This is a genomic window from Pseudomonas oryzihabitans (assembly GCF_001518815.1).
GTDB classification, from domain to species: Bacteria; Pseudomonadota; Gammaproteobacteria; order Pseudomonadales; family Pseudomonadaceae; genus Chryseomonas; species Chryseomonas oryzihabitans_E.
Window position 1 is genome coordinate 2580562 of the sequence record NZ_CP013987.1, and the last position, 22440, is coordinate 2603001.

Consider the following 22440-nt stretch of genomic DNA (forward strand, 5'->3'; position numbering starts at 1 on the left):
GCCTCCCGCGTCCGCCTCAGCCCGCCGCCGATACCAGAAACTGCCGAAACGCCTGGGCGCCGGGTCCCAGGCGCTCCTCGGGGCTCCAGATCAACCCCAGCTCCATGGGCGGGATGGCATCGGCCACCGGGCGCGCTTCCAGCTTGCGGCCTTCCAGGGACCAGCCGCGATACAGCATGTCGGACAGGATGGTCACGCCAAAGCCGTGGGCGACCAGGCCGCGCAGGGATTCCATGGACGAGGTCTTGAACACCACGTTGGGTTCCAGGCCGGCCGCGCGCCAGTAGCGCAGGGTGGAGGTTTCCCCTTCGTCCACCGTGGCGAGGATATAGGGATAGGGCGCGATGTCGGCCAGGCTGACCTGCTCCGGAGCGAGCAAGGGATGGGCGCTGGGCAACCAGAGCTGGCGCGGCGAACGCATCAGCAGATGGCGCTCGAAGGGCTGGGCGGCGTCGACGTTGGAGATGACCGTGAGGCCGAGCTCCAGGGTGCCATCGTTGATGCCCGTCTCGATGCTGGGTCTGTCCATGTCGCGCAGGTCGATGTCGATCTGCGGATAGCTGCGCTTGAAGCGCGCCAGCAGGGTCGGCAGGTAGTAGCCGAGCACCGCATAGGAAGCCCCGACCCGGGCCTGGCCGGTCAGGGCATGACTCTGGAACAGCGGCTGACTCACGGCGTCCTGCAGGGTATCGAGGATGTGCCGGGCATGGTGGTAGAACTGGTGCCCCTCGGCGGTCAGCTTGACTCCATGGGGTAGTCGCTCGAACAACCGCACCGCAAGCATCGTCTCCAACTGGCTGACCGCCGTGGTTACGGCCGACTGGCTGACGTTGACCGCGCTGGCGGCCAGGGAAAACTGGCTGTTCTCGGCGGCGGCGACGAAATAGCGCAGTTGCCGCATCGAGATGTCCTTGTGCAGTGCCATCTGATTTTCCAATACCTGGATTCTATTTTTATCGTTTCACGATAGCGCATTTCTCCTCCTAGACTCAGAGGCACAGGCGCGCCGCCTTCCTCTCGCGGTCGCCACGACAAGAATAATGAACAGGAGGACGGACCATGTGCGCCCTGGCGCCATCGCTCCGCATGCGCGTCTCCCCCGCGCCCATAGCGTGCCGTCGGCAGCCACGTCCGACGCCTTTCCTGCCCGTGCTCCCGGGCCGCGCAGGATCCTGCTTGCTCGGTCATCTTCCGGTATTCCCTCCTGGCCCTGGTACGCCCGGCGCTGCCCCGCTGCGCCCGTACGGCCTCCTGTGCCCTCTCCTCACCCGCCAATCCCAACAACAGGTGACCCCATGAGCTATCCAAGTCTCAACTTCGCCCTGGGCGAGACCCTCGATCTGCTGCGCGATCAGGTGCGCACCCTGGTCACACGCGAGGTGGCACCGCGCGCGGGCGAGATCGATGCCAGCAACAGTTTCCCCATGGACCTCTGGCGCACCTTTGGCGACCTCGGGCTGCTTGGCATCACCGTGGGGGAAGAATACGGCGGCTCGGGACTTGGCTACCTGGCGCATGCGGTGGCCATGGAGGAGATCAGCCGCGGCTCGGCTTCGGTGGCCCTCTCCTATGGCGCCCACTCCAATCTCTGCGTCAACCAGATCCATCGCAACGGCACCGCCGCGCAGAAGGCGCGCTACCTGCCCAGGCTGGTCAGCGGCGAGCACATCGGCGCCCTGGCCATGAGCGAGCCCAATGCCGGCTCGGACGTGGTCTCCATGAAGCTGCGCGCCGAGCGGCGTGGCGATCGCTTCGTGCTCAATGGCAGCAAGACCTGGATCACCAACGGCCCCGATGCCCATACCTATGTCATCTATGCCAAGACCGAACCGGAACAAGGCGCCCATGGCATCACCGCCTTTATCGTCGAGCGTGACTGGACCGGTTTCAGCCGCGGCAGCAAGTTCGACAAGCTGGGCATGCGCGGCTCCAACACCTGCGAGCTGTTCTTCGACGACGTCGAGGTGCCGGAGGACAACGTGCTGGGACAGGTGAACGGGGGCGTGAAGGTACTGATGAGCGGCCTTGACTATGAGCGGGTGGTCCTCGCCGGTGGTCCGGTGGGCATCATGCAGGCCTGCCTGGACGTGGTCCTGCCCTATATCCACGACCGGCGGCAGTTCGGCCAGAGCATCGGCGAATTCCAGCTGATCCAGGGCAAGGTGGCCGACCTCTACACCGGCCTCAATGCCAGCCGCGCCTATCTCTATGCCGTGGCCCAGGCTTGCGACCGTGGCGAGACCACCCGCAAGGACGCTGCCGGGGTGATTCTCTACACCGCCGAGAAGGCCACCCAGATGGCCCTGGAAGCCATCCAGATCCTCGGAGGCAACGGCTATATCAACGAGTACCCCACCGGCCGCCTGCTGCGCGACGCCAAGCTCTACGAGATCGGCGCCGGCACCAGCGAGATCCGCCGCATGCTGATCGGGCGCGAGCTGTTCAACGAAACCCGGTGAGGAGCCCTCCATGACCGTGCTGACCTCCACCCTGAACCGCCGCACCCCGGACTACCAGCGCAATGCCGCCGCCATGGCCGAGCAACTGGCCCGGCTCGACCAGCTCCTGGCACGCATCCGTGAAGGCGGCGGCGCCAAGGCCCAGGCGCGCCATACCGCCCGCGGCAAGCTGCTGCCCCGCGAGCGCATCGACCAACTGCTGGACCCCGGCTCGTCCTTTCTGGAAATCGGCGCCCTGGCGGCCCTCGACGTCTATGAGGAAGAGGTACCGGCGGCCGGGGTGGTGGCCGGTATCGGCCGCATCGAGGGCGTCGAGTGCATGATCATAGCCAACGACGCCACCGTGAAAGGCGGCTCCTATTATCCGCTGACGGTGAAGAAGCACCTGCGCGCCCAGGCCATCGCCCTGCAGAATCGCCTGCCCTGCCTCTATCTGGTGGATTCCGGTGGCGCCAACCTGCCGCGCCAGGAGGACGTCTTCCCCGACCGCGAGCACTTCGGGCGGATCTTCTTCAACCAGGCGACCATGAGCGCCCAGGGCATCCCCCAGATCGCCGTGGTGATGGGCTCCTGCACGGCCGGCGGGGCCTATGTGCCAGCGATGAGCGACGAGACCATCATGGTCCGCCAGCAGGCCACCATCTTTCTCGCTGGCCCGCCGCTGGTGAAGGCCGCCACTGGCGAGGTGGTCACCGCCGAGGAACTGGGCGGCGCTGATGTCCATTGCCGCATTTCCGGCGTGGCCGACCACTATGCCGAGAACGACACCCATGCCCTGGCCCTGGCGCGGCGCTGCATCGCCAACCTCAACTGGCGCAAGCTGGGTGACCTGCAGCTCAAGGCGCCAGTCGCCCCGCTGTATCCGGCCGAGGACCTTTACGGCCTGGTCCCGGCCGATCCCAAGCAGCCGCTGGAGGTACGCGAGGTGATCGCCCGCCTGGTGGACGGCAGCGTCTTCGACGAATTCAAGGCGCAGTTCGGCACCACGCTGGTCTGTGGCTTCGCCCATTTGCAGGGTCATCCGGTAGCCATCCTCGGCAACAACGGCATCCTCTTCGCCGAATCGGCGCAGAAAGGCGCGCACTTCATCGAACTTGCCTGCCAGAGACGCATCCCTCTGCTCTTCCTGCAGAACATCACCGGCTTCATGGTCGGCAAGAAATACGAGGAAGGCGGCATCGCCAAGCACGGCGCCAAGCTGGTCACCGCGGTGGCCTGCGCCCGGGTGCCCAAGTTCACCGTGATCATCGGCGGCAGCTTTGGCGCCGGCAACTACGGCATGTGCGGTCGCGCCTACGATCCTCGCTTCCTGTGGATGTGGCCCAACGCACGCATCGGCGTGATGGGTGCCGAACAGGCGGCCGGGGTGCTGGTGCAGGTCAAGCGCGAGCAGGCCGAACGTGCCGGCGAGCCCTTCGACGATGACGAAATCACGCGCATCAAGGCGCCCATCGTCGAGCAGTACGAGCGCCAGGCCCATGCCCACTATTCCAGCGCGCGGCTGTGGGACGACGGGGTGATCGACCCGGCCCAGACCCGCGAGGTCCTCGCCCTGGCCCTGTCGGCCAGCCTCAACGCCCCTCTCGAGCCGACGACCTTCGGCGTCTTCCGGATGTAGGCCATGACTGACTTCCAAACCCTGGATCTGACCCGCGACCCGCGCGGCTTCGCCACCCTCTGGCTCGACCGTCCGGACCGCCACAACGCCCTGGATGCACGGATGATCGCGGAGTTGGGCACAGCGCTCACCGAGATCGCCGCCGATGCCGAGCTGCGCTTTCTGCTCGTACGTGGGCGCGGCCGGCACTTCTGCGCGGGTGCCGACCTGGCTTGGATGCAGGCGTCCGCCACCCTGGACGCGGCCGCCAACCAGGCCGACACCGAGCGCCTGGCCGAGGTGATGTATCGCCTGCAGGCCTTGTCGATGCCCACCCTCGCCGTGGTGCAGGGCGCAGCCTTTGGCGGCGCCGTGGGTCTGGTCAGTTGCTGCGACCTCGCCGTGGCTGCCAGTGACGCCACCTTCTGCCTGTCGGAGGTGCGCATCGGCCTGGTGCCCGCCGTCATCGGCCCCTTCGTCATCCGCGCCCTGGGCGAACGGGTGGCACGGCGCTACATGCTGGGTGCCGAACGCTTCTCCGGTGCGCGCGCCGCCGAGCTGGGCCTGGTCGCCGAGACCGCGCCCGCCGCCGACCTGGAGCCCCTCGTGGAAGCCTGGATCGCCCGCCTGCTGGACAACGGTCCTCAGGCCTTGCGGGCCTGCAAACGGCTCCTGGACGGCGTCGGCGATGGTGTGCCGAGCCCCACGGTGCGCCAGTTCACCGAGGGCCTGATCGCCGCGGTCCGCGTCACCCCTGAAGCCCAGGAAGGCCTAGCCGCTTTCCTGGAAAAGCGCCGCCCCGCCTGGCAGGAGACCACGCCATGACCTTCGACCGTCTGCTCGTCGCCAACCGAGGCGAGATCGCCTGCCGGGTGATGCGCACCGCCAAGGCCCTGGGCCTGGGCACCGTCGCCGTGCACAGCGCCATCGACGCCAGGGCACGCCATGTGCGCCAGGCCGACCTGGCGGTAGACCTCGGGGGCGCCAAGCCGGCCGACAGTTACCTGGCCGGCGAGCGGATCATCGCCGCTGCCCTCGCCACCGGCGCCCAGGCCATCCACCCTGGTTATGGCTTTCTGTCCGAGAACGCCGCCTTCGCCGAAGCGGTGGCCGCGGCGGGACTGGTCTTCGTCGGGCCGCCCGCCGCGGCGATTCGCGCCATGGGCAGCAAGTCCGCGGCCAAGGCGCTGATGACCGACGCCGGGGTGCCCCTGGTGCCGGGCTATCACGGCGAGGACCAGTCCCTGGCCACCTTTCGCGACGCCGCGGCGCGCATCGGCTATCCGGTCCTGCTCAAGGCCACCGCCGGCGGTGGCGGCAAGGGCATGAAGATCATCGAGCGCGAAGCCGACCTGGCCGAAGGTCTCGCCTCCGCCCAGCGCGAAGCGCTCTCGGCCTTTGGCGATGCGCGGATGCTGGTGGAGAAGTACGTGCTGCAACCGCGCCACGTGGAGATCCAGGTCTTCGCCGACGGGCAAGGCCATTGCCTCTATCTCAACGAACGCGACTGTTCCATCCAGCGCCGCCACCAGAAGGTGATCGAGGAAGCTCCCGCGCCCGGTCTTACCCCCGAATTACGCCGGGCCATGGGCGAAGCCGCGGTACAGGCGGCCCAGGCCATCGGCTATGTGGGCGCCGGCACCGTGGAATTCCTGCTCGACGCCCGCCGCGACTTCTTCTTCATGGAAATGAATACCCGGCTGCAGGTCGAGCACCCGGTTACCGAGGCCATCACCGGCCTGGATCTGGTGGCCTGGCAGTTGCGCGTCGCCGCCGGTGAGGCGCTGCCCCTCACCCAGGCCCAGGTGCCCCTGCACGGCCATGCCATCGAGGTGCGCCTCTATGCTGAGGACACCGACCAGGGCTTCCTGCCGGCCTCGGGCACCCTGCAGCTCTACCGCGAGCCCACGGCGGGTCCGGGTAGGCGCGTGGACAGCGGCGTGGAGGAAGGCGACGAGGTATCGCCCTTCTATGATCCCATGCTGGCCAAGCTCATCGGCTGGGGCGACAGCCGCGAACAGGCGCGCCAGCGACTGCTGGCCATGCTTGATGAAACCGCGGTAGGCGGCTTCGCCACCAACCTCGCCTTCTTGCAGCGCCTGCTTGCCCATCCGGCCTTTGCCGCGGCCGAACTGGATACCGGCTTTATCGAGCGTCACCGGGATGCCTTGCTGCCCGTACCCTGTGAGCTACCGGAGGCCTTCTGGACCCTGGCGGCCCAGGCCTGGCTGGCGACGCTGCCGGCCGCTGCCGATCCGACGTCGCCCTGGGCTTCCCGCCAGGGCTGGCGCCTGGGTGGACCGCCACAGATATCGCTGCGCCTGGCCTGTCGCGGCGAGGTACGCACCGTCGCCCTTCCCGGTTCGTCGGCGGTGGAGCTGAGCGGTGATCGCCTCCATTGGCATGCAGACGACATCCGCCAGAGCGCCCGCTTCTATCGCCGTGGCCAGACACTGTTCCTCGAATGGGAGAATCGTTTCGAAGCCGTTACCTGGGCCGATCCCCTCGCCGAGGTCGCGCGCCAGGCCGATGCCGGTGGGCTCACGGCGCCGATGAACGCCAGTGTGGTAGCCGTCTCGGTGGCGGTGGGCGACACCGTGGACGCCGGTACGCCGCTGGTGGTGCTGGAGGCGATGAAGATGGAACACAGCATCCGCGCGCCCCGCGCCGGCGTCGTGACCGCGCTGTTCTGCAGCCCTGGCGAACTGGTGGCCGAGGGCACAGCCCTGGTGGAACTGGAGGAGTCGGCACCATGAGCGATGCCCTGCCGTCCCGGGTGCGGGTGGTCGAGGTCGGGCCACGCGATGGCCTGCAGAACGAACCCCAGGCGCTTGGCATTGCCGAGCGCATCCAGCTGTGCGAGGCCTTGGTCGCCAGCGGTGTGCAACATCTGGAAGTGGGCAGCTTCGTTTCGCCCAAGTGGGTGCCGCAGATGGCCGGGACCGCCGAGGTGCTGGCGGGACTGGGCTGCCCGGCGGGCGTGGTCCGTTCGGTGCTGGTGCCCAATATGAAAGGCTTCGAGGCTGCCCTGGCGGCGGGGGTAGATGAAATCGCCGTCTTCGCCGCCGCCTCGGAGGGCTTCTCCCAGCGCAACATCAACTGCTCCATCGCCGAGAGCCTGGCGCGCTTCGTGCCAGTGGTCGAGGGCGCGCGGGCGGCGGGGATCCGGGTGCGAGGCTATGTATCCTGCGTGCTGGGCTGCCCCTACGACGGCGAGATCGCACCTGATCAGGTGGCGAGCGTGACGCGCGAGCTGCTGGAGCTGGGCTGCGCCGAAGTCTCCCTGGGGGACACCATCGGCGTCGGTACCCCCGGCCGAACCCGGGCGCTCTGGCAGCGGCTGGGTCGGGAGGTGCCGCTCACCCGGCTGGCCGGGCATTTCCACGATACCTATGGCCAGGCCCTGGCCAATGTCTATGCCAGTCTGCTCGAAGGTATCGCGGTGTTCGACAGCTCCGTTGCCGGGCTCGGCGGCTGCCCCTATGCAAGCGGCGCCAGCGGCAATGTCGCCAGCGAGGACTTGGTCTATCTGCTCGACGGCCTGGGCATCGCCAGCGGTCTCGACCTGCCCCAGCTCATCGAGGCGGGCCACCAGGTGTCCGCCCAGCTGGGGCGGCGCAACGAGTCCCGGGTCGGTCGCGCCCGGGCAGCGCGAGCGGTCGACTAGCAAAGGCTCTGGCGGGCGCCCATGGCAACCGCCGGGGCTTGCTCTCATAATGGCGACTTCTCTTCTCCAAGGACCCGTTTTGGCCAGGAAGTCTCGACGCGAACTCGCCCAGCTCGATGGCACCGCGCTGCCTCTCACCGTGCGCGAGGTCGCCCTCGCCGCCGGGGTGTCGCCCATTACCGTATCCCGGGCGCTGCACCGCCCGACCCTGGTGAGCGCTGCCACCCGCGAGCATGTCCTGGCCGTGGTCAAGGAGCTGGGCTACGTGCCCAATCTGCTGGCGGGCAGCCTCGCCTCCAGCAAGAGCCGGCTGGTGGCCATCCTGTTGCCCACCATCGCCAACTCCATCTATGCCACGGTGGTGCAGGCGATCATGGAACGCCTCACCGAGGCCGGCTATCAGGCGCTGATCGGGCCCACCGGCTATTCCCCGGAAAAGGAAGAGGAATTGCTCGAAGCCATCCTCGGCCGTCGGCCCGATGGCATCGTGCTCACCGGCACCCTGCACACCCCGGCGAGTCGCGAGCGCCTGGCGGCGCTGAACATCCCCGTGGTGGAAGCCTGGGATCTGAGCGAAGAAGCCCTGGACATGCAGGTGGGCTTCTCCCATGAGCAGGTCGGTGTCGCCCTGGCCGACCACTTCGTCGCCCGCGGTTATCGCCGCTTCGGGGTGATCTCGGTGGACGATCCCCGTGCCATGCGCCGCAACCTGGCACTGCAGGCGCGGCTTGCCGCCCTGGGCGTCACCGAGGTACCCATGGAAGTCCTGCCCCTGCCGGCCACCTGGGAGGTCGGTCGCATCGGCCTCGCGCGGTTGCTGGCAAGGCCCGAGCCCGCGGAACTGGTGCTGTGCAGCTCAGACACCCTGGCGCTGGGCGTGGTCGCTGAGGCTACCAGCCGCGGCTTGAGCATTCCCGAGCAGCTGGCCGTGATCGGCTTCGGCGACACCACCAATGGTCGTTTCGCCAATCCGGCGCTGTCCACGGTCAGCGTCAACGCCGACGCCATGGGTCACCGCGTGGCTCAATCACTGCTCGATCGGCTGGCCGGCGATCAGCGGACCGTCCGCCTGGATACCGGCTTCGTGCTGATCGAACGCCAGAGCTCCTAGTGCGGTAGTCCAGGCGTCACCCACACCATTTTGACGGCACTTTTTTGACCTGGCAGGCGTCGCCCTTCTTGCAATAGCGCTGCCATGACTCGTCATGGCGTCTGGCACAAATCGCCAACCGCTCAACCGTGCCTGTACGATTTTTCGAAGCACCACGCTGACCAGTTTTTTGCGCCTTGCCACAGATTTACCGGTTGAATGATAGCGTTATCTGTTTAATGATACCGCTATCGTTGTCAGACGACTTACAACCTAAGACCGCTGCTCGATCTCCGCCCGCACACAAAAACAACCAGTGGGAGCTATCCATGCAAGACACCAAGCAGACGCGCGTCCGCTATCTGATCCTGTTCATGTTGTTCGTGGTGACCACGATCAACTATGCGGACCGCGCCACCATCGCCATCGCCGGCTCCAGCCTGCAGAAAGACCTTGGCATCAGTGCCGTCTCCCTCGGCTACGTCTTCTCCGCCTTCGGTTGGGCCTATGTGCTCGGCCAGATCCCGGGCGGCTGGCTGCTCGACCGCTTCGGTTCGAAGAAGGTCTATGCCGCAAGCATCTTCACCTGGTCGGTGTTCACCCTGCTGCAGGGCTACATCGGTGAATTCGGCATCGGCACCGCGGTATTCCTGCTGTTCGCCCTGAGATTCATGGTCGGCCTGGCCGAAGCCCCCTCCTTCCCCGGTAACGCCCGCATCGTCGCCGCCTGGTTCCCCACCAAGGAGCGCGGTACCGCCTCGGCCATCTTCAACTCCGCGCAATACTTCGCCACAGTGCTGTTCGCGCCGCTGATGGGCTGGATCGTCTACACCTTCGGCTGGCAGCACGTCTTCGTGGTGATGGGCGTACTGGGCATCGCCTTCTCGGCGGTCTGGATGGCGGTGATCTACAGCCCGCGCGAACATCCCCGCGCCAATGCCGCCGAGGTCGAGTACATCGCCAGCAACGGCGGCCTGGTCGACCTGGACACCCCCGGCAAGAAGAGCGAGGGTCCGAAGTGGAGCTACATTGGCCAGCTGCTGACCAACCGCATGATGGCCGGTATCTACCTGGGCCAGTTCTGTATCAACGCCCTCACCTACTTCTTCCTCACCTGGTTCCCCGTGTACCTGGTGCAGGAACGCGGCATGACCATTCTCAAGGCTGGCATCATCGCCTCCCTCCCGGCGATCTGCGGCTTCATCGGTGGCGTGCTGGGCGGGGTGATCTCCGACTACCTGCTGCGTCGTGGCAACAGCCTGAGTGTGGCGCGCAAGACCCCCATCGTCGCCGGCATGCTGCTGTCGATGAGCATGATCCTGTGCAACTACGTCGACGCCGACTGGATGGTAGTGGGCTTCATGGCCATGGCCTTCTTCGGCAAGGGCATCGGCGCCCTGGGCTGGGCGGTGGTCTCCGACACCACGCCCAAGCAGATCGCCGGTCTTTCGGGTGGCCTGTTCAACACCATCGGCAACCTGTCCTCCATCAGTACTCCGATCATCATCGGCTACATCATCGCCGCCACCGGCTCCTTCAAGATGGCCCTGGTGTTCGTCGGTGCCAACGCCCTGGTGGCCGCCATCAGTTACCTGTTCGTCGTGGGCGAGATCAAACGCGTCGAGTTGCGCGGCGTCACCACGCCGCCTGCCGAAGCCCCGCTCGCCGCTGAAACCTCTCGCTGATCGACAAGGAGCCCGACCATGACTCAATTCAATGCCTCCCCAGCCCTGCACACCGGCACACCCGTGGTCACCTCGCTGGAAGTCGTCCCCGTTGCCGGCCAGGACAGCATGCTGCTCAACCTCAGCGGCGCCCACGGTCCCTATTTCACCCGCAACGTGCTGATCCTCAAGGACAACGCCGGTCGCACCGGTGTCGGTGAGGTACCCGGCGGCGAGACCATCCGCCAGACGCTGGAAGACGCCCGCCAATTCCTCATCGGCCAGCCGCTGGGCCAGTACCAGCGCATCCTCGGCCAGGTCCGCCAGGCCTTTGCTGGCCGCGATGCCAGCGGCCGCGGCCTGCAGACCTTCGACCTGCGCGTCACCATCCATGCGGTGACCGCCATCGAAGCCGCCCTGCTCGACCTGCTCGGTCAGCACCTGGAGGTACCGGTGGCCGCCCTGCTTGGCGAAGGTCAGCAGCGCGATGCCGTGGAGATGCTCGGTTACCTGTTCTATGTCGGCGACCGCAACAAGACCACCCTGGACTATCGCAGCGAAGCCGAGAGCGACGACGCCTGGTTCCGCGTGCGCAACGAAGAGGCCCTGACCCCCGAGACGGTGGTGCGCCTGGCCGAGGCTGCCTATGACCGCTACGGCTTCAAGGACTTCAAGCTCAAGGGCGGGGTGCTCAGCGGCGACGCCGAGATCGAGGCGGTCACCGCCCTGGCCGAGCGCTTCCCCGAGGCACGCGTGACCCTGGATCCCAATGGTGCCTGGTCGCTCAAGGAAGCCATCCGCCTGTGCCGCGACCAGCACCACGTGCTGGCCTATGCCGAAGATCCCTGTGGCGCCGAGAACGGCTACTCCGGTCGCGAAGTCATGGCGGAGTTCCGTCGCGCCACCGGCCTGCCCACCGCCACCAACATGATCGCCACCGACTGGCGCCAGATGGGCCATGCCATCCAGCTGCAATCGGTGGACATCCCCCTGGCCGATCCGCACTTCTGGACCATGCAGGGTTCGGTGCGGGTGGCGCAGATGTGCAACGACTGGGGCCTGACCTGGGGTTCGCACTCCAACAACCACTTCGACATCTCCCTGGCCATGTTCACCCATGTCGCCGCCGCGGCGCCGGGCAAGATCACCGCCATCGACACCCACTGGATCTGGCAGGATGGCCAACGCCTCACCCGCCAGCCGCTGGAGATCAAGGGTGGCCTGGTCGAGGTGCCGCAGCAGGGTGGCCTGGGCGTGGAACTGGACCTGGACGCCCTCGCCCGCGCCCACGAGCTGTACAAGACCAAGGGCCTGGGTGCGCGGGACGACGCCATGGCCATGCAATTCCTCTCGCCCAACTGGACCTTCGATAACAAGAAGCCCTGCCTGGTGCGCTGAGCCGCTTCCGCCCGCCAGCAACGACCGCTCCGAGCCTTCGGGGCGGTCGCCTCTTCCGCTACAGCCTCCCGAAATACCTGGTTACAGCTACCGATAGCCTGCTAAGCGTTCGTTAAGCTCACCGGATCGACACTGAACTCACGGTATCTCGCAGCCCCGCCCGATACCTCCGCGGTTCCAGTCACTTTCGTATCCGGGAGAAGCACATGAACCTCAATCGTCGTATCGCCAAGAGCCTCCTCGTCCTGACCATCGCCTCGGTGTTTTCCACCGTCGCCCTGGCCGATACCCGTCCCGACGTTGCCAGCCAGCAGGTCGCCACCCTGCCGGCGATCTCCCAGCAAGGCCAATCGGCCTTCAAGGACGTGATCGCCGCACGCCAGGATCTCTTCGAAGGTCACGTCGATCAGGCCAAACAGCAACTGCGCGCCGCTGAAAGCGCATTGCAAACCGCCCAGACCGACAAGACCGTCTATATGAAGGCCGCCAAGGACCTGCGTGGGCAGACCGGCCAGGCGGTCCCGGTAGCGGAGCAGGACGCCAAGGCCACCGCCTGGCTACCGATCTGGAGCGGCATGACGCTCAGGGACGACTATGTCGCCACCCCCGCCAAGAATCAGGCCGTGGCCCAGGCCAGTGACAAGATCCAGCACGGCGACACCCAGGGCGCCAGCGAGATCCTCAAGGTGGCCGGTGTCGATGTCGACTACTCCACCGCCGTACTGCCCGCCCAGGAGGCCCTGGACCTGGTTCACAGGGCCAATCAGGAACTGGCCCACGAGCAGTTCTGGCAGGCCGGGCTGACACTCAAGCAGGTGCAGAGCAGCCTGAAATACGACAACGCCAACGTCGACGTGACCCCCACCAGCTGGTTCTCCAGGACCACCTCGATCTTCACTCCGGTCGACAAGACCTGAGCAGACCCTCGCCCGCCGGGACCTTGCCTCCCGGCGGATTTCCCCAAGGACTGAACAGCCTGAAAACGTTAACTTCAGCGTAATGGTTTCGCCTCCAGGTTGATTGAATGTCAGGCAGCCGAGGTCTAGGGTAGCTCCACGACAGGTGATTCGTGGAGACCACAATGACAACGACATCCTCCCCACCGGCTCGGATCGCCAGGCGCCGCAGCGACAAGCAGCAGCGCCTGGACCGGGTGGCCGCGCTGGCCGATGGCAAGGTGTTGCCCACCGCCTCCATCGTCGCCGCGCTGGAACAGCTGCTGGCCCCCGGTGATCGGGTGGTGCTGGAAGGCAACAACCAGAAGCAGGCCGACTTCCTCTCCCGCAGCCTGGCCCAGGTCGATCCGGCCAAGCTCCATGACCTGCACATGATCATGCCCAGCGTGGGTCGCGCCGAGCACCTGGACCTGTTCGAGCGCGGCATCGCCCGCAAGCTGGACTTCTCCTTTGCCGGCACCCAGAGCCTGAGGATCAGCCAGCTGCTGGAGGACGGCCTGCTGGAAGTCGGCGCCATCCATACCTACATCGAACTCTATGCCCGGCTGCTGGTGGACCTGATTCCCAAGGTGGTACTCAGCGCCGGCTTCATGGCCGACCGTGCCGGCAACATCTACACCGGCCCCAGCACCGAGGACAGCCCGGCGCTGATCGAGCCGGCGGCCTTCAGCGACGGCATCGTCATCGTCCAGGTCAACCAGCTGGTGGACGATGTCTCCGAGCTGCCACGGGTGGACATCCCGGCGGACTGGGTCGACTTCGTGGTGGTGGCCGACCGGCCTTTCTATATCGAGCCGCTGTTCACCCGCGATCCGCGCCACATCAAGCCGGTGCACGTGTTGATGGCGATGATGGCGATCCGCGGCATCTACGAACGCCACCAGGTGCAGTCACTCAACCATGGCATCGGCTTCAACACCGCCGCCATCGAGCTGATCCTGCCCACCTACGGCGAGCGCCTGGGCCTCAAGGGCAAGATCTGCCGGCACTGGACCCTGAATCCGCATCCCACGCTGATCCCGGCCATCGAGAGTGGCTGGGTGGAAAGCGTGCACTGCTTTGGCACCGAGCTAGGCATGGAGGGCTATATCGCCCAGCGCCCGGACGTCTTCTTCACCGGTCGCGATGGCTCGCTGAGATCCAACCGGCTGCTCTGCCAGCTGGCCGGTCAGTACGCCGTGGACCTCTTCATCGGCGCCACTCTGCAGGTGGATGGCGACGGCCATTCCTCCACCGTCACCCGAGGGCGCCTCGCCGGCTTCGGTGGCGCGCCCAACATGGGCCATGATCCGCACGGTCGCCGCCATCCCACCCCAGCCTGGCTGGACATGCGCCAGCAGACCGGTGACAGCGCGCCCGCCCTGCTGGAACGCGGCAGGAAGCTGGTAGTGCAGATGGTCGAGACCTTCCAGGAAGGCGGCAAACCCACCTTCGTCGACACCCTGGATGCCGTGGAGGTGGCGCGCAAGAGTGGCATGCCCCTGGCGCCCATCATGGTCTATGGCGACGACGTCACCCACCTGCTCACCGAAGAAGGCATCGCCTATCTCTACCGGGCGCGCTCGCTGGAGGAACGCCGGGCGATGATCGCCGCCGTGGCCGGGGTCACCGCCATTGGCCTGCGCAGCGACCCGGCCGAGGCCCGGCGCCTGCGCCAGGAAGGCCTGGTAGCCCTGCCCGAGGACCTCGGCATCCGCCGCACCGACGCCAGCCGCGAGCTGCTCGCGGCGAAGAGCATCGGCGAGCTGGTGGAGTGGTCCGGCGGTCTCTATCAACCTCCGGCCAAGTTCAGGAGCTGGTGATGCGCGCCCTCGCCCGCCTTGCCCCGTCACCCGCCGAGCGCCTGGCCGATTTGGCCGTTTCCGCCCTGGTGGACGAAGCCGAACTCTCGCCCAAGCCGGCCCTAGTGGATCGCCGCGGCCAGGGCGCCCACAGTGACCTCACCCTTGGCCTGATGCTGACCTCGGCCCAGGCATTGCAGCCCTGTTTCCAGGCCATGGCCGAAGCCGCCGAGCGGGGGCTGCCCGCGGCCGAACTGCGCTGCCTGATCGGCCAATTGGGGCGTGACGGCGAAGCCGCCATGCTGCAGGTCACCGGCGGAGTCAACACCCACCGCGGCGCCATCTGGGCGCTGGGGCTGCTGGTGACGGCGGCCGTACATGAGCGTCCGACTTCCGCCCAGGCGCTGTGCCTGGCGGCCGGTCGCCTGGCCAACCTGCCCGATCCGGGAGCGCCCCAGGCCGCGCCCAGCCATGGCCAGCGCGTCGCCCAGCGCTATGGCGTCGGCGGTGCCCGGGCCGAGGCCGCCGCGGGCTTTCCCGCCATCCATCAGCGCGGCCTGCCGCAGCTGCGCGCCAGCCGCCAGGCCAGTGCCGGCGAACAGAACGCTCGCCTGGATGCACTCCTGGCCATCATGACCGCGCTGGACGATACCTGTGTGTTGCACCGCGCGGGCCCCGCGGCCCTCACCAGCATGCAGCAGGGTGCCCGCGCCGTGCTGCAGGCCGGGGGCAGCGCCAGTCTCGCCGGTCGCCGCCAGCTGCTGATACTGGACCGCCAGTTGCTGGCCGCCAATGCCTCCCCCGGCGGCGCCGCCGATCTGCTGGCCGCCACCCTTCTCGTCGATCGCCTGGAGCCCCGGCTCCCTGGAGACCTCTGATGGAACACTTCACTTGCAGCTATCCGGCCAGCCAGCGCCGCCAGGGTCGCGCCCTGGTGGGCTGTGTCGGCTCGGGGGACCTGGAAGTCCTCCTCGAACCCGCCAACGCCGACTTCACCCTCAAGGTGACCACCTCGGTCAACGGCAGCGAGCCTCGCTGGCGTGCCCTCTTCGACCGGCTGTTCGCTACCCGCGAGGATCTGCCGGCCCTGACCCTGGACATCCATGACTTCGGCGCCACCCCTGGCGTGGTGCGCCTGCGCCTGGAGCAGGGCCTGGAAACCCTCGACCTGGAGGAAAGCACCCATGGCTGAAGCCCCTCTTCCCGATGTCCAGGAGCTGCTGCACAGCCGCAGCTTCGTCGAACTCGGCGCCCGCGAGCGGGCCCGTGTGGTGCTCGATGCCGGCAGCTTTCGCGAGCTGGCCGGACCCTTCGACCGGCTGATGTCGCCGTGGCTGCCCAAGCAGGGCATCGTTTGCCAGGCCGATGACGGCGTGGTGGTGGCCAAGGGGCTGATCGACGGCCAGCCCGCGGTGGTCTGCGCCATCGAGGGCGCCTTCCAGGGCGGCAGCATGGGTGAAGTGGGCGGCGCCAAGATCGCCGGTGCCCTGGAGCTGGCGCTGGAAGACAACCTCGCCGGTACCCCGACCCGCGCCGTACTGCTGCTGGAAACCGGCGGCGTGCGCCTGCAGGAAGCCAATCTGGGCCTAGCCGCCATCGCCGAGATCCAGGCGGCCATTGTCGCCCTGCGCAACCATCAGCCAGTGATCGGCGTCATCGCCGGCAGCGTTGGCTGCTTTGGCGGCATGTCCATCGCCGCCGGCCTATGCAGCCAGCTGATCGTCACCCGCGAGGCACGCCTCGGGCTCAATGGCCCCCAGGTGATCGAACAGGAAGCCGGCATCGAGGAATACGATTCCCGCGATCGCCCCTTCATCTGGAGCCTGACCGGCGGCGAACAGCGGGTCGCCACGGGTCTAGCCGACGTCTTCGTCGCCGACGACAGCACCGCCGTGACCGCCGCCATACGCCAGGGCTTCGCGGACGGCGGTGCAGCCCCCCTACGCAGCCAGCAGACCGAACACTACCTGACGCGCCTCGCCGACCTCGACACCCATCCCCAGGCGGACGCCGCAGCGGTTCGCCACCTCTATGCGGGAGACCAGCCATGAGCACCCAGCCTTCGCAACGCGGCCTGACCTGGTTCCAGGCCCTGGCCGGCCAGGGTGAGGCCGTCGCCGGCCTGCCCGCCTCCCTGCGCGTCGCCGACCTCGAACTGGCCGGCCGGCCCGCACGCTGGCTGGCCGTGGTGCCCGATACCGACAATCCCTTCCCCCGCGCCCGGCAGGGCGAGGTCGGCCTGCTGGAAGGTTGGGGCCTGGCCCGGGCGATCCAGCAGGCCGTCACCCAGGATCGCGACGCCTCGGTAAAACGCACGTTGATCGCCCTGGTGGACGTGCCCAGCCAGGCCTATGGCCGGCGCGAAGAAGCCTATGGCATCCATCAGGCCCTGGCCGGAGCCGCGGGTGCCTATGCCGAGGCGCGCCTGGCCGGCCACCCGGTATTGGGCCTGCTGGTGGGCAAGGCCATGTCCGGGGGCTTTCTGGCCCACGGCTACCAGGCCAATCGGCTGCTGGCCCTGCGTGATCCCCAGGTGCAGGTGCACGCCATGGGCAAGGCCTCGGCCGCGCGGGTGACCCTGCGCAGTGTCGAAGACCTGGAGCGCCTGGCCGCCGACATCCCGCCCATGGCCTACGACCTGGACAGCTATGCCTCCCTGGGCCTGCTCTGGCGCCAGCTGGAGGTCGCTCAGCCCGACCAGCCCTCGGCCGCCGATCTGGAGCAGGTACGCCAGGCCCTGGCCGAGGCTCAGGCCGATGTGCTCGCCAGCGGCGCCACCGATCTCAAACTGCGTCTGAACGGCGCCAATCGCGCGGCCTCTCGCGAGGTGCGCGAGCGCCTGCGGGCAGGTTGGAACGCGTGATGAGCGGGCGGAAGAGCCCGTTGGGCTTCGCTGGCGCTCAACCCAACCTACCGGACACCCCCATAGGTTGGGTTGAGCGCAGCGAAGCCCAACACAGGCCCCACGACCTCCTCTGGGGCCTGACCCCGGACGCTTTGCCCGCGCACGCTCCACTCTGGGCCCACCAGATCGCTCAGACTGGGCTGCCCGTGGTGGTGCGCCGAACCGCACCCGAGGCCGGCCGCATCCCGGTCGGCCTGCGTGGTGCCACCCGCGTCGAGCGCTTGGCGGCCTGGCTGGCACCGACCGCCGTAGTGCAACAGCGCGCGCCTGAAAACCTGCGGATCGCGGAGGGCTGTCGCGATCTACCCGTCTTCGACACCCTGGCCCGCGTGCAAACCCTGCTGGATGACCTGGGGCTGCCCTGGGGTCCTACCGGTGCTGCCGGTTACGAACTGGCCTCTGGCTGGCCGGCGCTGCATGCCGGGAGCGATCTGGACCTGCTGGTCCGCTGCGATGTCCCGCTGCCTCGCGATCAGGCACGGGCGCTGCTGGCGTCGCTGCAGGCGCAGGCCCTGTGCCGGCTGGATATCCTCCTGGAAACCCAGCATGGCGGCGTCGCTCTCGCCGATTGGGCTGGACGGACCGCTCGGGTATTGCTCAAGACCGATGCCGGCCCCTGCCTGGTGGACGATCCCTGGCAACGGGAGCGTGCCGCATGAGCACCCTCTTCCAGTTTCCCGGCCAGGGCGCCCAGCGTCCCGGCCTGCTGCATGCCCTGCCCGTGGACCCCGAAGTCCGGCGCACCCTGGAGGAAGCGGCCAAGGTGCTGGAGGCCGACCCCCTGAGCCTGGACACCGCCCACGCCCTGGAACACACCCGCGCCGTCCAGCTGTGCCTGCTGATCGCCGGCGTCGCCACCGCGCGCCTGCTGCTGAATCGCGGACCGGCGCCGCAGCTGGTGGCGGGTCTGTCCATTGGCGCCTATGCCGCGGCGGTGGTGGCCGAGGCCCTGGACTTCGCCGATGCCCTGCGCCTGGTGGCGCGTCGCGGCGAGCTGATGCAGACGGCCTATCCCAAGGGCTACGGCATGCTGGCGATCCTTGGTTTGGACCGTGCCACGGTGGAAGGGCTGGTCGCTGACCACCATCGTCCCGAAGCGCCTATTTATCTCGCCAACGCCAATGCCGAACAGCAATACGTGGTCGCGGGTAACGACGCCGGCCTGGCGGTGCTGTCCGAGGCGGCGCGCACCCAGGGCGCCGCAGCGGCCAAGCGCCTGGCCATGAGCGTGCCCTCTCACTGCCCGCTGCTCGCCGAAGCCGCCCAGACACTCAACCAGGCCTTTGCCGAGGTCGAGCTACGTGCGCCTCGGCTGGCCTATCTGAGTGGGACTTCCGCACGGCGGCTGGTGCGCGCCGAGCAACTGCGTGACGACCTGGCCTTCAACATGGCGCGGCCCATCGAATGGCACGCCACCCTGGAAGCCGCCCGCGAGCGCGGCGTGCGCCTGGCTATCGAACTGGCGCCCGGCAGCGTCCTCAGCCAACTGGCCAGGCGAGTCCTGCCTCCGGCCGGCGTACTGGCCTGGCAGGATACCCACCCCGAGACCCTGGATGCGCTCAGGCGCGAGGAGGCGGCACGACTGGACTGAGCATTCCCCATACGGCTATTGCCCTCACCCCAGCTCTCTCCCCGAGGAGGAGGTAAAAGCGGGAGCAGTGGCCAGGCTTCACCCCACCCCAAGCACAACCGAGGACAACAACAATGATCATCTACGGTGTAGCTCTCCTGGCCGTCTGCATGCTTGCAGGCGTCATCATCGGCGACTTCCTGGGCGTCTTGCTCGGAGTCAAGTCCAATGTCGGCGGGGTGGGCATCGCCATGCTCCTGCTGATCTGCGCCCGACTCTACATGGAGCGGCACGGTGGCATGAGCAAGGAATGCGAATTCGGCGTCGGCTTCTGGGGCGCGCTGTACATCCCGGTGGTGGTGGCCATGGCCGCCCAGCAGAACGTGGTCACCGCCCTGCATGGCGGACCCGTGGCAGTGCTGGCGGCCGTTGGCGCCGTGGGTATCTGCGGGGTGACCATCGCCCTGATCAGCCGCAGCCATCGCGGCGAACCGTTACCCCCGTTGCCGGACGCAGCCGTGGTACCCGCGCCAGCGGTCGCCCATGCCGCGCCGGCCGGAGGTCGCTAGGATGAACGACATCGTCACCAAAGCGCTGCAACACAATGGCCTGGTCGCTGCCTTCGCGCTGATCGGCCTGATCATGTGGATCTCGGTGGTTCTCTCGCGCAGATTGACCTTCGGCCGGGTGCACGGCTCGGCCATCGCCATCGTCATCGGCCTGGTGCTGGCCTGGGTCGGGGGTACCGTCACCGGTGGCCAGAAAGGCCTGGCTGACCTGGCCCTGTTCTCCGGCATCGGCCTGATGGGCGGCGCCATGCTGCGTGACTTCGCCATCGTCGCCACCGCCTTCGAGGTGCAGGCCACCGAGGCACGCAAGGCGGGGATGATCGGCGCCGTGGCCCTGCTACTGGGTACGGTGCTCCCCTTTATCGTCGGCGCCGCCGTGGCCTGGGCCTTCGGCTATCGCGACGCCGTGAGCATGACCACCATCGGCGCCGGTGCGGTGACCTACATCGTCGGCCCGGTGACTGGCGCCGCCCTGGGCGCCAGTTCCGACGTCATGGCGCTGTCCATCGCCACCGGCCTGATCAAGGCCATCATCGTCATGGTGGCGACGCCCGCCTCGGCGCGGCTGCTGGCGCTGGACAATCCGCGCTCGGCAATGGTCTTCGGCGGCCTGGCAGGCACCGTCAGCGGCGTTACCGCCGGCCTCGCCGCCACCGATCGCCGGCTGGTGCCCTATGGTGCCCTCACCGCCACCTTCCACACGGGTCTGGGATGCTTGCTGGGGCCGTCGCTGCTGTTTTTCTGCGTGCGGGCATTGGTCGGTTAATTACGCGCATACATCCGGCATTCAGCGACGAAGGCCAGCAGATTGGGATCGCGCTCGCGGCTGCGCAGGAACACCGCGCCAATGCGCTGCTGCAGACGGTAGCGCGGCGCCAGGGGCAACAGCTTGAGGCGGTTCTGGTAGACCGCCTCGACCCGCCCGGGCAACAGGGCGTAGCCCACCCCGGAGCTGACCATGCTCATCAGCGAGAAGATGTCGTTGACCTGCATGATCACCTCCGGCTCGAAGCCGGCCTGGGCGAACACCTGGCGCCCGTCGCGAAAGGTGGCGAAGCCCTGGGTCAGGGTCACGAAGGGCACGCCGGCGAGGTCGCGCAGGTCGACCTCGGCTTGGTCGGCGAAGGGCGAATCAATGGGCGCGGCGAGAAAGATGTCGTCACTGAACAGCTCCACGCTTTCGCAGTCGGCATCCACCACGGCGTCGTCCAGGGCCACCAGCATGGCGTCCAGCTTGAAGTCGTGCAGTTGCTCGGCGAGATCGGCGTTGGAGCCCAGCACCAGATCGATGTTGAGTTCGCTGCGCCTGAGCTTGAGCCCCATGATCAGCTGGGGCACGGTCTTGACCGTCAGCGAATAGAGCGCCCCCAGACGAAAACGATCAGCCGAGAAGCCCGCCGCCTGGCGCGTGAGCCGTACCGTCTCGGCCAGGTCCTGCATCAACCGTTCGGCACGGGCCTCCAGCACGAAGGCGCCGTCCAGCGGCGTCAGGGTGCGCCCCTCGTGCTTGAACAGCGGGCAGCGCAGGGCGTTTTCCAGCGAGTGGATGGCCCGATGCACGCTGACATGGCTGGTGCCCAGTTCAGCGGCGGCGCGTGCCAGGTTGCGACTGCGCATGAAGGCCAGAAAGATCTCCAGCTTGCGCAGAGTGAGTTCGTCGGTATCGGACATGGCGGCCAGCGGGCGAGAAAGACAGCTGCTCACCTTGCCCGGATGGGCGGGCGGCGTCGAGGCCCGTGGCGGACTGGTCGTGAACGCCTGCACACCGTACCCTGCCCTGGCCTCGAAACAGGTCTGGGATCTATGCAACTGGAATGGCTGGAAGACTTCATCGAACTGGCGCGCACCCGTAGCTTCTCGCGTGCGGCGGAAAACCGCTTCGTGACCCACCCGGCTTTCGGCCGACGTATCCGAGCCCTGGAAGACTGGTGCGGCGCTTCGCTGATCCGTCGTCAGCAGCCCATCAGCCTGACGCCCGAGGGCCTGCTGCTGTTGGAAACGGCGAGCGAGGTGGTCGATCGGCTGAGCGAATGCCGCTCGCTGTTTCAGGGCGCCGCCCTGCAGCGCGAACAGCCGATCCGTATCGCCACGGGCCGTACGCTGGCCAGCGACTTCTTTCCGGAGTGGTACGACAGCCTCAGTGCGCGCTTCGGCGAGTTTCCGGTCTCGCTCATTACCAGCGGAGCGCAGGAAGCCATCAGCCGACTGGCCGCGGGCGATGCCGATCTGATGCTGATCTTCAGCAGTCCGCTGACCGAACGACTACTCGATCCGGCACGCTTCGATACCCTGGTCATCAGCCAGGACGAGCTGCTGCCCGTGAGCGCGCCGGATGCCGACGGGCAACCCCGCCACCGTCTGGACGATGGCGCTCCCGCCGTACCCTGGCTGGCCTTCGCACCGTCGCTGGCCCTGCGTGGCGTCCTGGCGCGGCATCTCGCCCGCCTGCCAAGCAAGCTGGCCATGCGCATGATCTACCAGGCCGACTCCTACCCCGCCATCCACCAGATGGCCCGACGCGGCCACGGCCTGGCCTGGCTGCCCCGCATGGTGGTACGCGAGTCCCTAGCCCAGGGCAGTCTGGTGCTGGCGGGATCGACCGGTCTGGTCGCCACCTTCGACATCTGCCTGCATCGGCTGCGCGGTCGCCACGATGAGCGCCTCGAACGCATCTGGCAGACCCTGGCAGAAAGCGCCCCATAACGGTGCACGGCGAAATAATCGGCTCCAGGCACTCCGCCAGCACGCAGGCTCTTGAGCCCCTGTGCCCACTTGGCCCTCAGT

The 22440-nt window shown here is 67.5% G+C and carries 21 protein-coding genes; 19 read left to right on the forward strand and 2 right to left on the reverse strand.

Annotated features, from left to right (window positions below; translation table 11 throughout):
- Nucleotides 1-16: 16 nt before the first annotated feature.
- The gene (locus tag APT59_RS11970; RefSeq protein WP_059315045.1) at nucleotides 17-925 is read right to left on the reverse strand and encodes a LysR family transcriptional regulator; all 909 of its coding nucleotides are present in this window, start codon (nucleotides 923-925) and stop codon (nucleotides 17-19) included.
- Nucleotides 926-1295: 370 nt separating this feature from the next.
- Between APT59_RS11970 and APT59_RS11975 the strand changes: the two genes are divergently transcribed.
- From APT59_RS11975 to madM, 18 genes are all read left to right on the forward strand, one after another.
- The gene (locus APT59_RS11975; RefSeq protein ID WP_059315046.1) at nucleotides 1296-2459 is read left to right on the forward strand and encodes an isovaleryl-CoA dehydrogenase; all 1164 of its coding nucleotides are present in this window, start codon (nucleotides 1296-1298) and stop codon (nucleotides 2457-2459) included.
- 10 nt (nucleotides 2460-2469) lie between these two features.
- Complete coding sequence (locus APT59_RS11980; RefSeq protein ID WP_059315047.1) at nucleotides 2470-4077, forward strand: carboxyl transferase domain-containing protein; 1608 nt, start codon at nucleotides 2470-2472, stop codon at nucleotides 4075-4077.
- Nucleotides 4078-4080: 3 nt separating this feature from the next.
- The gene (locus tag APT59_RS11985) at nucleotides 4081-4881 is read left to right on the forward strand and encodes an enoyl-CoA hydratase-related protein (RefSeq protein WP_059315048.1); all 801 of its coding nucleotides are present in this window, start codon (nucleotides 4081-4083) and stop codon (nucleotides 4879-4881) included.
- Nucleotides 4878-6812: an acetyl-CoA carboxylase biotin carboxylase subunit gene (locus APT59_RS11990; protein WP_059315049.1), complete on the forward strand. Its 1935-nt coding sequence runs from the start codon at nucleotides 4878-4880 to the stop codon at nucleotides 6810-6812. The genes APT59_RS11985 and APT59_RS11990 overlap by 4 nt, the downstream gene beginning before the upstream one ends.
- The gene (locus APT59_RS11995) at nucleotides 6809-7723 is read left to right on the forward strand and encodes a hydroxymethylglutaryl-CoA lyase (protein ID WP_059315050.1); all 915 of its coding nucleotides are present in this window, start codon (nucleotides 6809-6811) and stop codon (nucleotides 7721-7723) included. Before APT59_RS11990 ends, APT59_RS11995 begins: the two co-directional genes overlap by 4 nt.
- Before the next feature lie 79 nt (nucleotides 7724-7802).
- The gene (locus APT59_RS12000; RefSeq protein ID WP_059315051.1) at nucleotides 7803-8834 is read left to right on the forward strand and encodes a LacI family DNA-binding transcriptional regulator; all 1032 of its coding nucleotides are present in this window, start codon (nucleotides 7803-7805) and stop codon (nucleotides 8832-8834) included.
- A gap of 308 nt (nucleotides 8835-9142) precedes the next feature.
- The gene (locus tag APT59_RS12005) at nucleotides 9143-10498 is read left to right on the forward strand and encodes an MFS transporter (RefSeq protein WP_059315052.1); all 1356 of its coding nucleotides are present in this window, start codon (nucleotides 9143-9145) and stop codon (nucleotides 10496-10498) included.
- An 18-nt stretch (nucleotides 10499-10516) separates the two neighbouring features.
- Entirely contained in the window at nucleotides 10517-11875 is a 1359-nt protein-coding gene (gene gudD, locus APT59_RS12010; RefSeq protein WP_059315053.1) for a glucarate dehydratase, read from the forward strand.
- 206 nt (nucleotides 11876-12081) lie between these two features.
- Nucleotides 12082-12792: a YfdX family protein gene (locus APT59_RS12015; protein ID WP_059315054.1), complete on the forward strand. Its 711-nt coding sequence runs from the start codon at nucleotides 12082-12084 to the stop codon at nucleotides 12790-12792.
- A gap of 164 nt (nucleotides 12793-12956) precedes the next feature.
- Nucleotides 12957-14633 carry a malonate decarboxylase subunit alpha gene (gene mdcA / locus APT59_RS12020; RefSeq protein WP_059315055.1) on the forward strand — a complete coding sequence of 559 codons (1677 nt, stop codon included), beginning with the start codon at nucleotides 12957-12959 and terminating at the stop codon, nucleotides 14631-14633.
- Nucleotides 14633-15490: a triphosphoribosyl-dephospho-CoA synthase gene (locus APT59_RS12025; protein WP_059315056.1), complete on the forward strand. Its 858-nt coding sequence runs from the start codon at nucleotides 14633-14635 to the stop codon at nucleotides 15488-15490. The genes mdcA and APT59_RS12025 overlap by 1 nt, the downstream gene beginning before the upstream one ends.
- Nucleotides 15490-15804 (forward strand): malonate decarboxylase subunit delta, encoded by a 315-nt coding sequence (locus tag APT59_RS12030; protein WP_059315057.1) that lies wholly within the window; start codon nucleotides 15490-15492, stop codon nucleotides 15802-15804. The genes APT59_RS12025 and APT59_RS12030 overlap by 1 nt, the downstream gene beginning before the upstream one ends.
- The gene (locus APT59_RS12035) at nucleotides 15797-16663 is read left to right on the forward strand and encodes a biotin-independent malonate decarboxylase subunit beta (protein ID WP_059315058.1); all 867 of its coding nucleotides are present in this window, start codon (nucleotides 15797-15799) and stop codon (nucleotides 16661-16663) included. The genes APT59_RS12030 and APT59_RS12035 overlap by 8 nt, the downstream gene beginning before the upstream one ends.
- The gene (gene mdcE / locus APT59_RS12040; RefSeq protein WP_059315059.1) at nucleotides 16660-17475 is read left to right on the forward strand and encodes a biotin-independent malonate decarboxylase subunit gamma; all 816 of its coding nucleotides are present in this window, start codon (nucleotides 16660-16662) and stop codon (nucleotides 17473-17475) included. Before APT59_RS12035 ends, mdcE begins: the two co-directional genes overlap by 4 nt.
- 134 nt (nucleotides 17476-17609) lie before the next feature.
- Nucleotides 17610-18176 (forward strand): malonate decarboxylase holo-ACP synthase, encoded by a 567-nt coding sequence (locus APT59_RS12045; RefSeq protein ID WP_237140512.1) that lies wholly within the window; start codon nucleotides 17610-17612, stop codon nucleotides 18174-18176.
- Entirely contained in the window at nucleotides 18173-19108 is a 936-nt protein-coding gene (gene mdcH / locus APT59_RS12050) for a malonate decarboxylase subunit epsilon (protein ID WP_059315060.1), read from the forward strand. The genes APT59_RS12045 and mdcH overlap by 4 nt, the downstream gene beginning before the upstream one ends.
- Before the next feature lie 113 nt (nucleotides 19109-19221).
- Nucleotides 19222-19656: a malonate transporter subunit MadL gene (gene madL / locus APT59_RS12055; RefSeq protein ID WP_059315061.1), complete on the forward strand. Its 435-nt coding sequence runs from the start codon at nucleotides 19222-19224 to the stop codon at nucleotides 19654-19656.
- 1 nt (nucleotide 19657) lies between these two features.
- A complete protein-coding gene (gene madM / locus APT59_RS12060) occupies nucleotides 19658-20422 on the forward strand; it encodes a malonate transporter subunit MadM (RefSeq protein WP_059315062.1) in 765 nt (254 codons plus the stop codon).
- Here madM and APT59_RS12065 read toward each other — a convergent pair.
- Entirely contained in the window at nucleotides 20419-21327 is a 909-nt protein-coding gene (locus APT59_RS12065; protein WP_059315063.1) for a LysR family transcriptional regulator, read from the reverse strand. The two genes, madM and APT59_RS12065, sit on opposite strands and share 4 nt — an antisense overlap.
- Before the next feature lie 132 nt (nucleotides 21328-21459).
- On the opposite strand from APT59_RS12065, the gene APT59_RS12070 reads away from it, so the two are divergent.
- Nucleotides 21460-22359, forward strand: a complete 900-nt coding sequence (locus APT59_RS12070; RefSeq protein WP_059315064.1) for a LysR family transcriptional regulator — start codon at nucleotides 21460-21462, stop codon at nucleotides 22357-22359.
- Nucleotides 22360-22440: the final 81 nt, after the last annotated feature.

Excerpts from the sequence above, each read along its gene's own strand:
- madL (WP_059315061.1), top strand. The coding sequence starts at position 19,222 with ATGATCATCTACGGTGTAGCTCTCCTGGCCGTCTGCATGCTTGCAGGC.
- mdcE (WP_059315059.1), top strand. The coding sequence starts at position 16,660 with ATGAGCACCCAGCCTTCGCAACGCGGCCTGACCTGGTTCCAGGCCCTG.
- APT59_RS12015 (WP_059315054.1), top strand. The coding sequence starts at position 12,082 with ATGAACCTCAATCGTCGTATCGCCAAGAGCCTCCTCGTCCTGACCATC.
- APT59_RS11970 (WP_059315045.1), bottom strand. The coding sequence starts at position 925 with ATGGCACTGCACAAGGACATCTCGATGCGGCAACTGCGCTATTTCGTC.
- APT59_RS12030 (WP_059315057.1), top strand. The coding sequence starts at position 15,490 with ATGGAACACTTCACTTGCAGCTATCCGGCCAGCCAGCGCCGCCAGGGT.
- APT59_RS11990 (WP_059315049.1), top strand. The coding sequence starts at position 4,878 with ATGACCTTCGACCGTCTGCTCGTCGCCAACCGAGGCGAGATCGCCTGC.
- APT59_RS12025 (WP_059315056.1), top strand. The coding sequence starts at position 14,633 with ATGCGCGCCCTCGCCCGCCTTGCCCCGTCACCCGCCGAGCGCCTGGCC.
- APT59_RS12035 (WP_059315058.1), top strand. The coding sequence starts at position 15,797 with ATGGCTGAAGCCCCTCTTCCCGATGTCCAGGAGCTGCTGCACAGCCGC.
- APT59_RS11980 (WP_059315047.1), top strand. The coding sequence starts at position 2,470 with ATGACCGTGCTGACCTCCACCCTGAACCGCCGCACCCCGGACTACCAG.
- mdcH (WP_059315060.1), top strand. The coding sequence starts at position 18,173 with ATGAGCACCCTCTTCCAGTTTCCCGGCCAGGGCGCCCAGCGTCCCGGC.
- madM (WP_059315062.1), top strand. The coding sequence starts at position 19,658 with ATGAACGACATCGTCACCAAAGCGCTGCAACACAATGGCCTGGTCGCT.
- APT59_RS11985 (WP_059315048.1), top strand. The coding sequence starts at position 4,081 with ATGACTGACTTCCAAACCCTGGATCTGACCCGCGACCCGCGCGGCTTC.
- mdcA (WP_059315055.1), top strand. The coding sequence starts at position 12,957 with ATGACAACGACATCCTCCCCACCGGCTCGGATCGCCAGGCGCCGCAGC.
- APT59_RS11995 (WP_059315050.1), top strand. The coding sequence starts at position 6,809 with ATGAGCGATGCCCTGCCGTCCCGGGTGCGGGTGGTCGAGGTCGGGCCA.
- gudD (WP_059315053.1), top strand. The coding sequence starts at position 10,517 with ATGACTCAATTCAATGCCTCCCCAGCCCTGCACACCGGCACACCCGTG.
- APT59_RS11975 (WP_059315046.1), top strand. The coding sequence starts at position 1,296 with ATGAGCTATCCAAGTCTCAACTTCGCCCTGGGCGAGACCCTCGATCTG.
- APT59_RS12005 (WP_059315052.1), top strand. The coding sequence starts at position 9,143 with ATGCAAGACACCAAGCAGACGCGCGTCCGCTATCTGATCCTGTTCATG.
- APT59_RS12070 (WP_059315064.1), top strand. The coding sequence starts at position 21,460 with ATGCAACTGGAATGGCTGGAAGACTTCATCGAACTGGCGCGCACCCGT.
- APT59_RS12065 (WP_059315063.1), bottom strand. The coding sequence starts at position 21,327 with ATGTCCGATACCGACGAACTCACTCTGCGCAAGCTGGAGATCTTTCTG.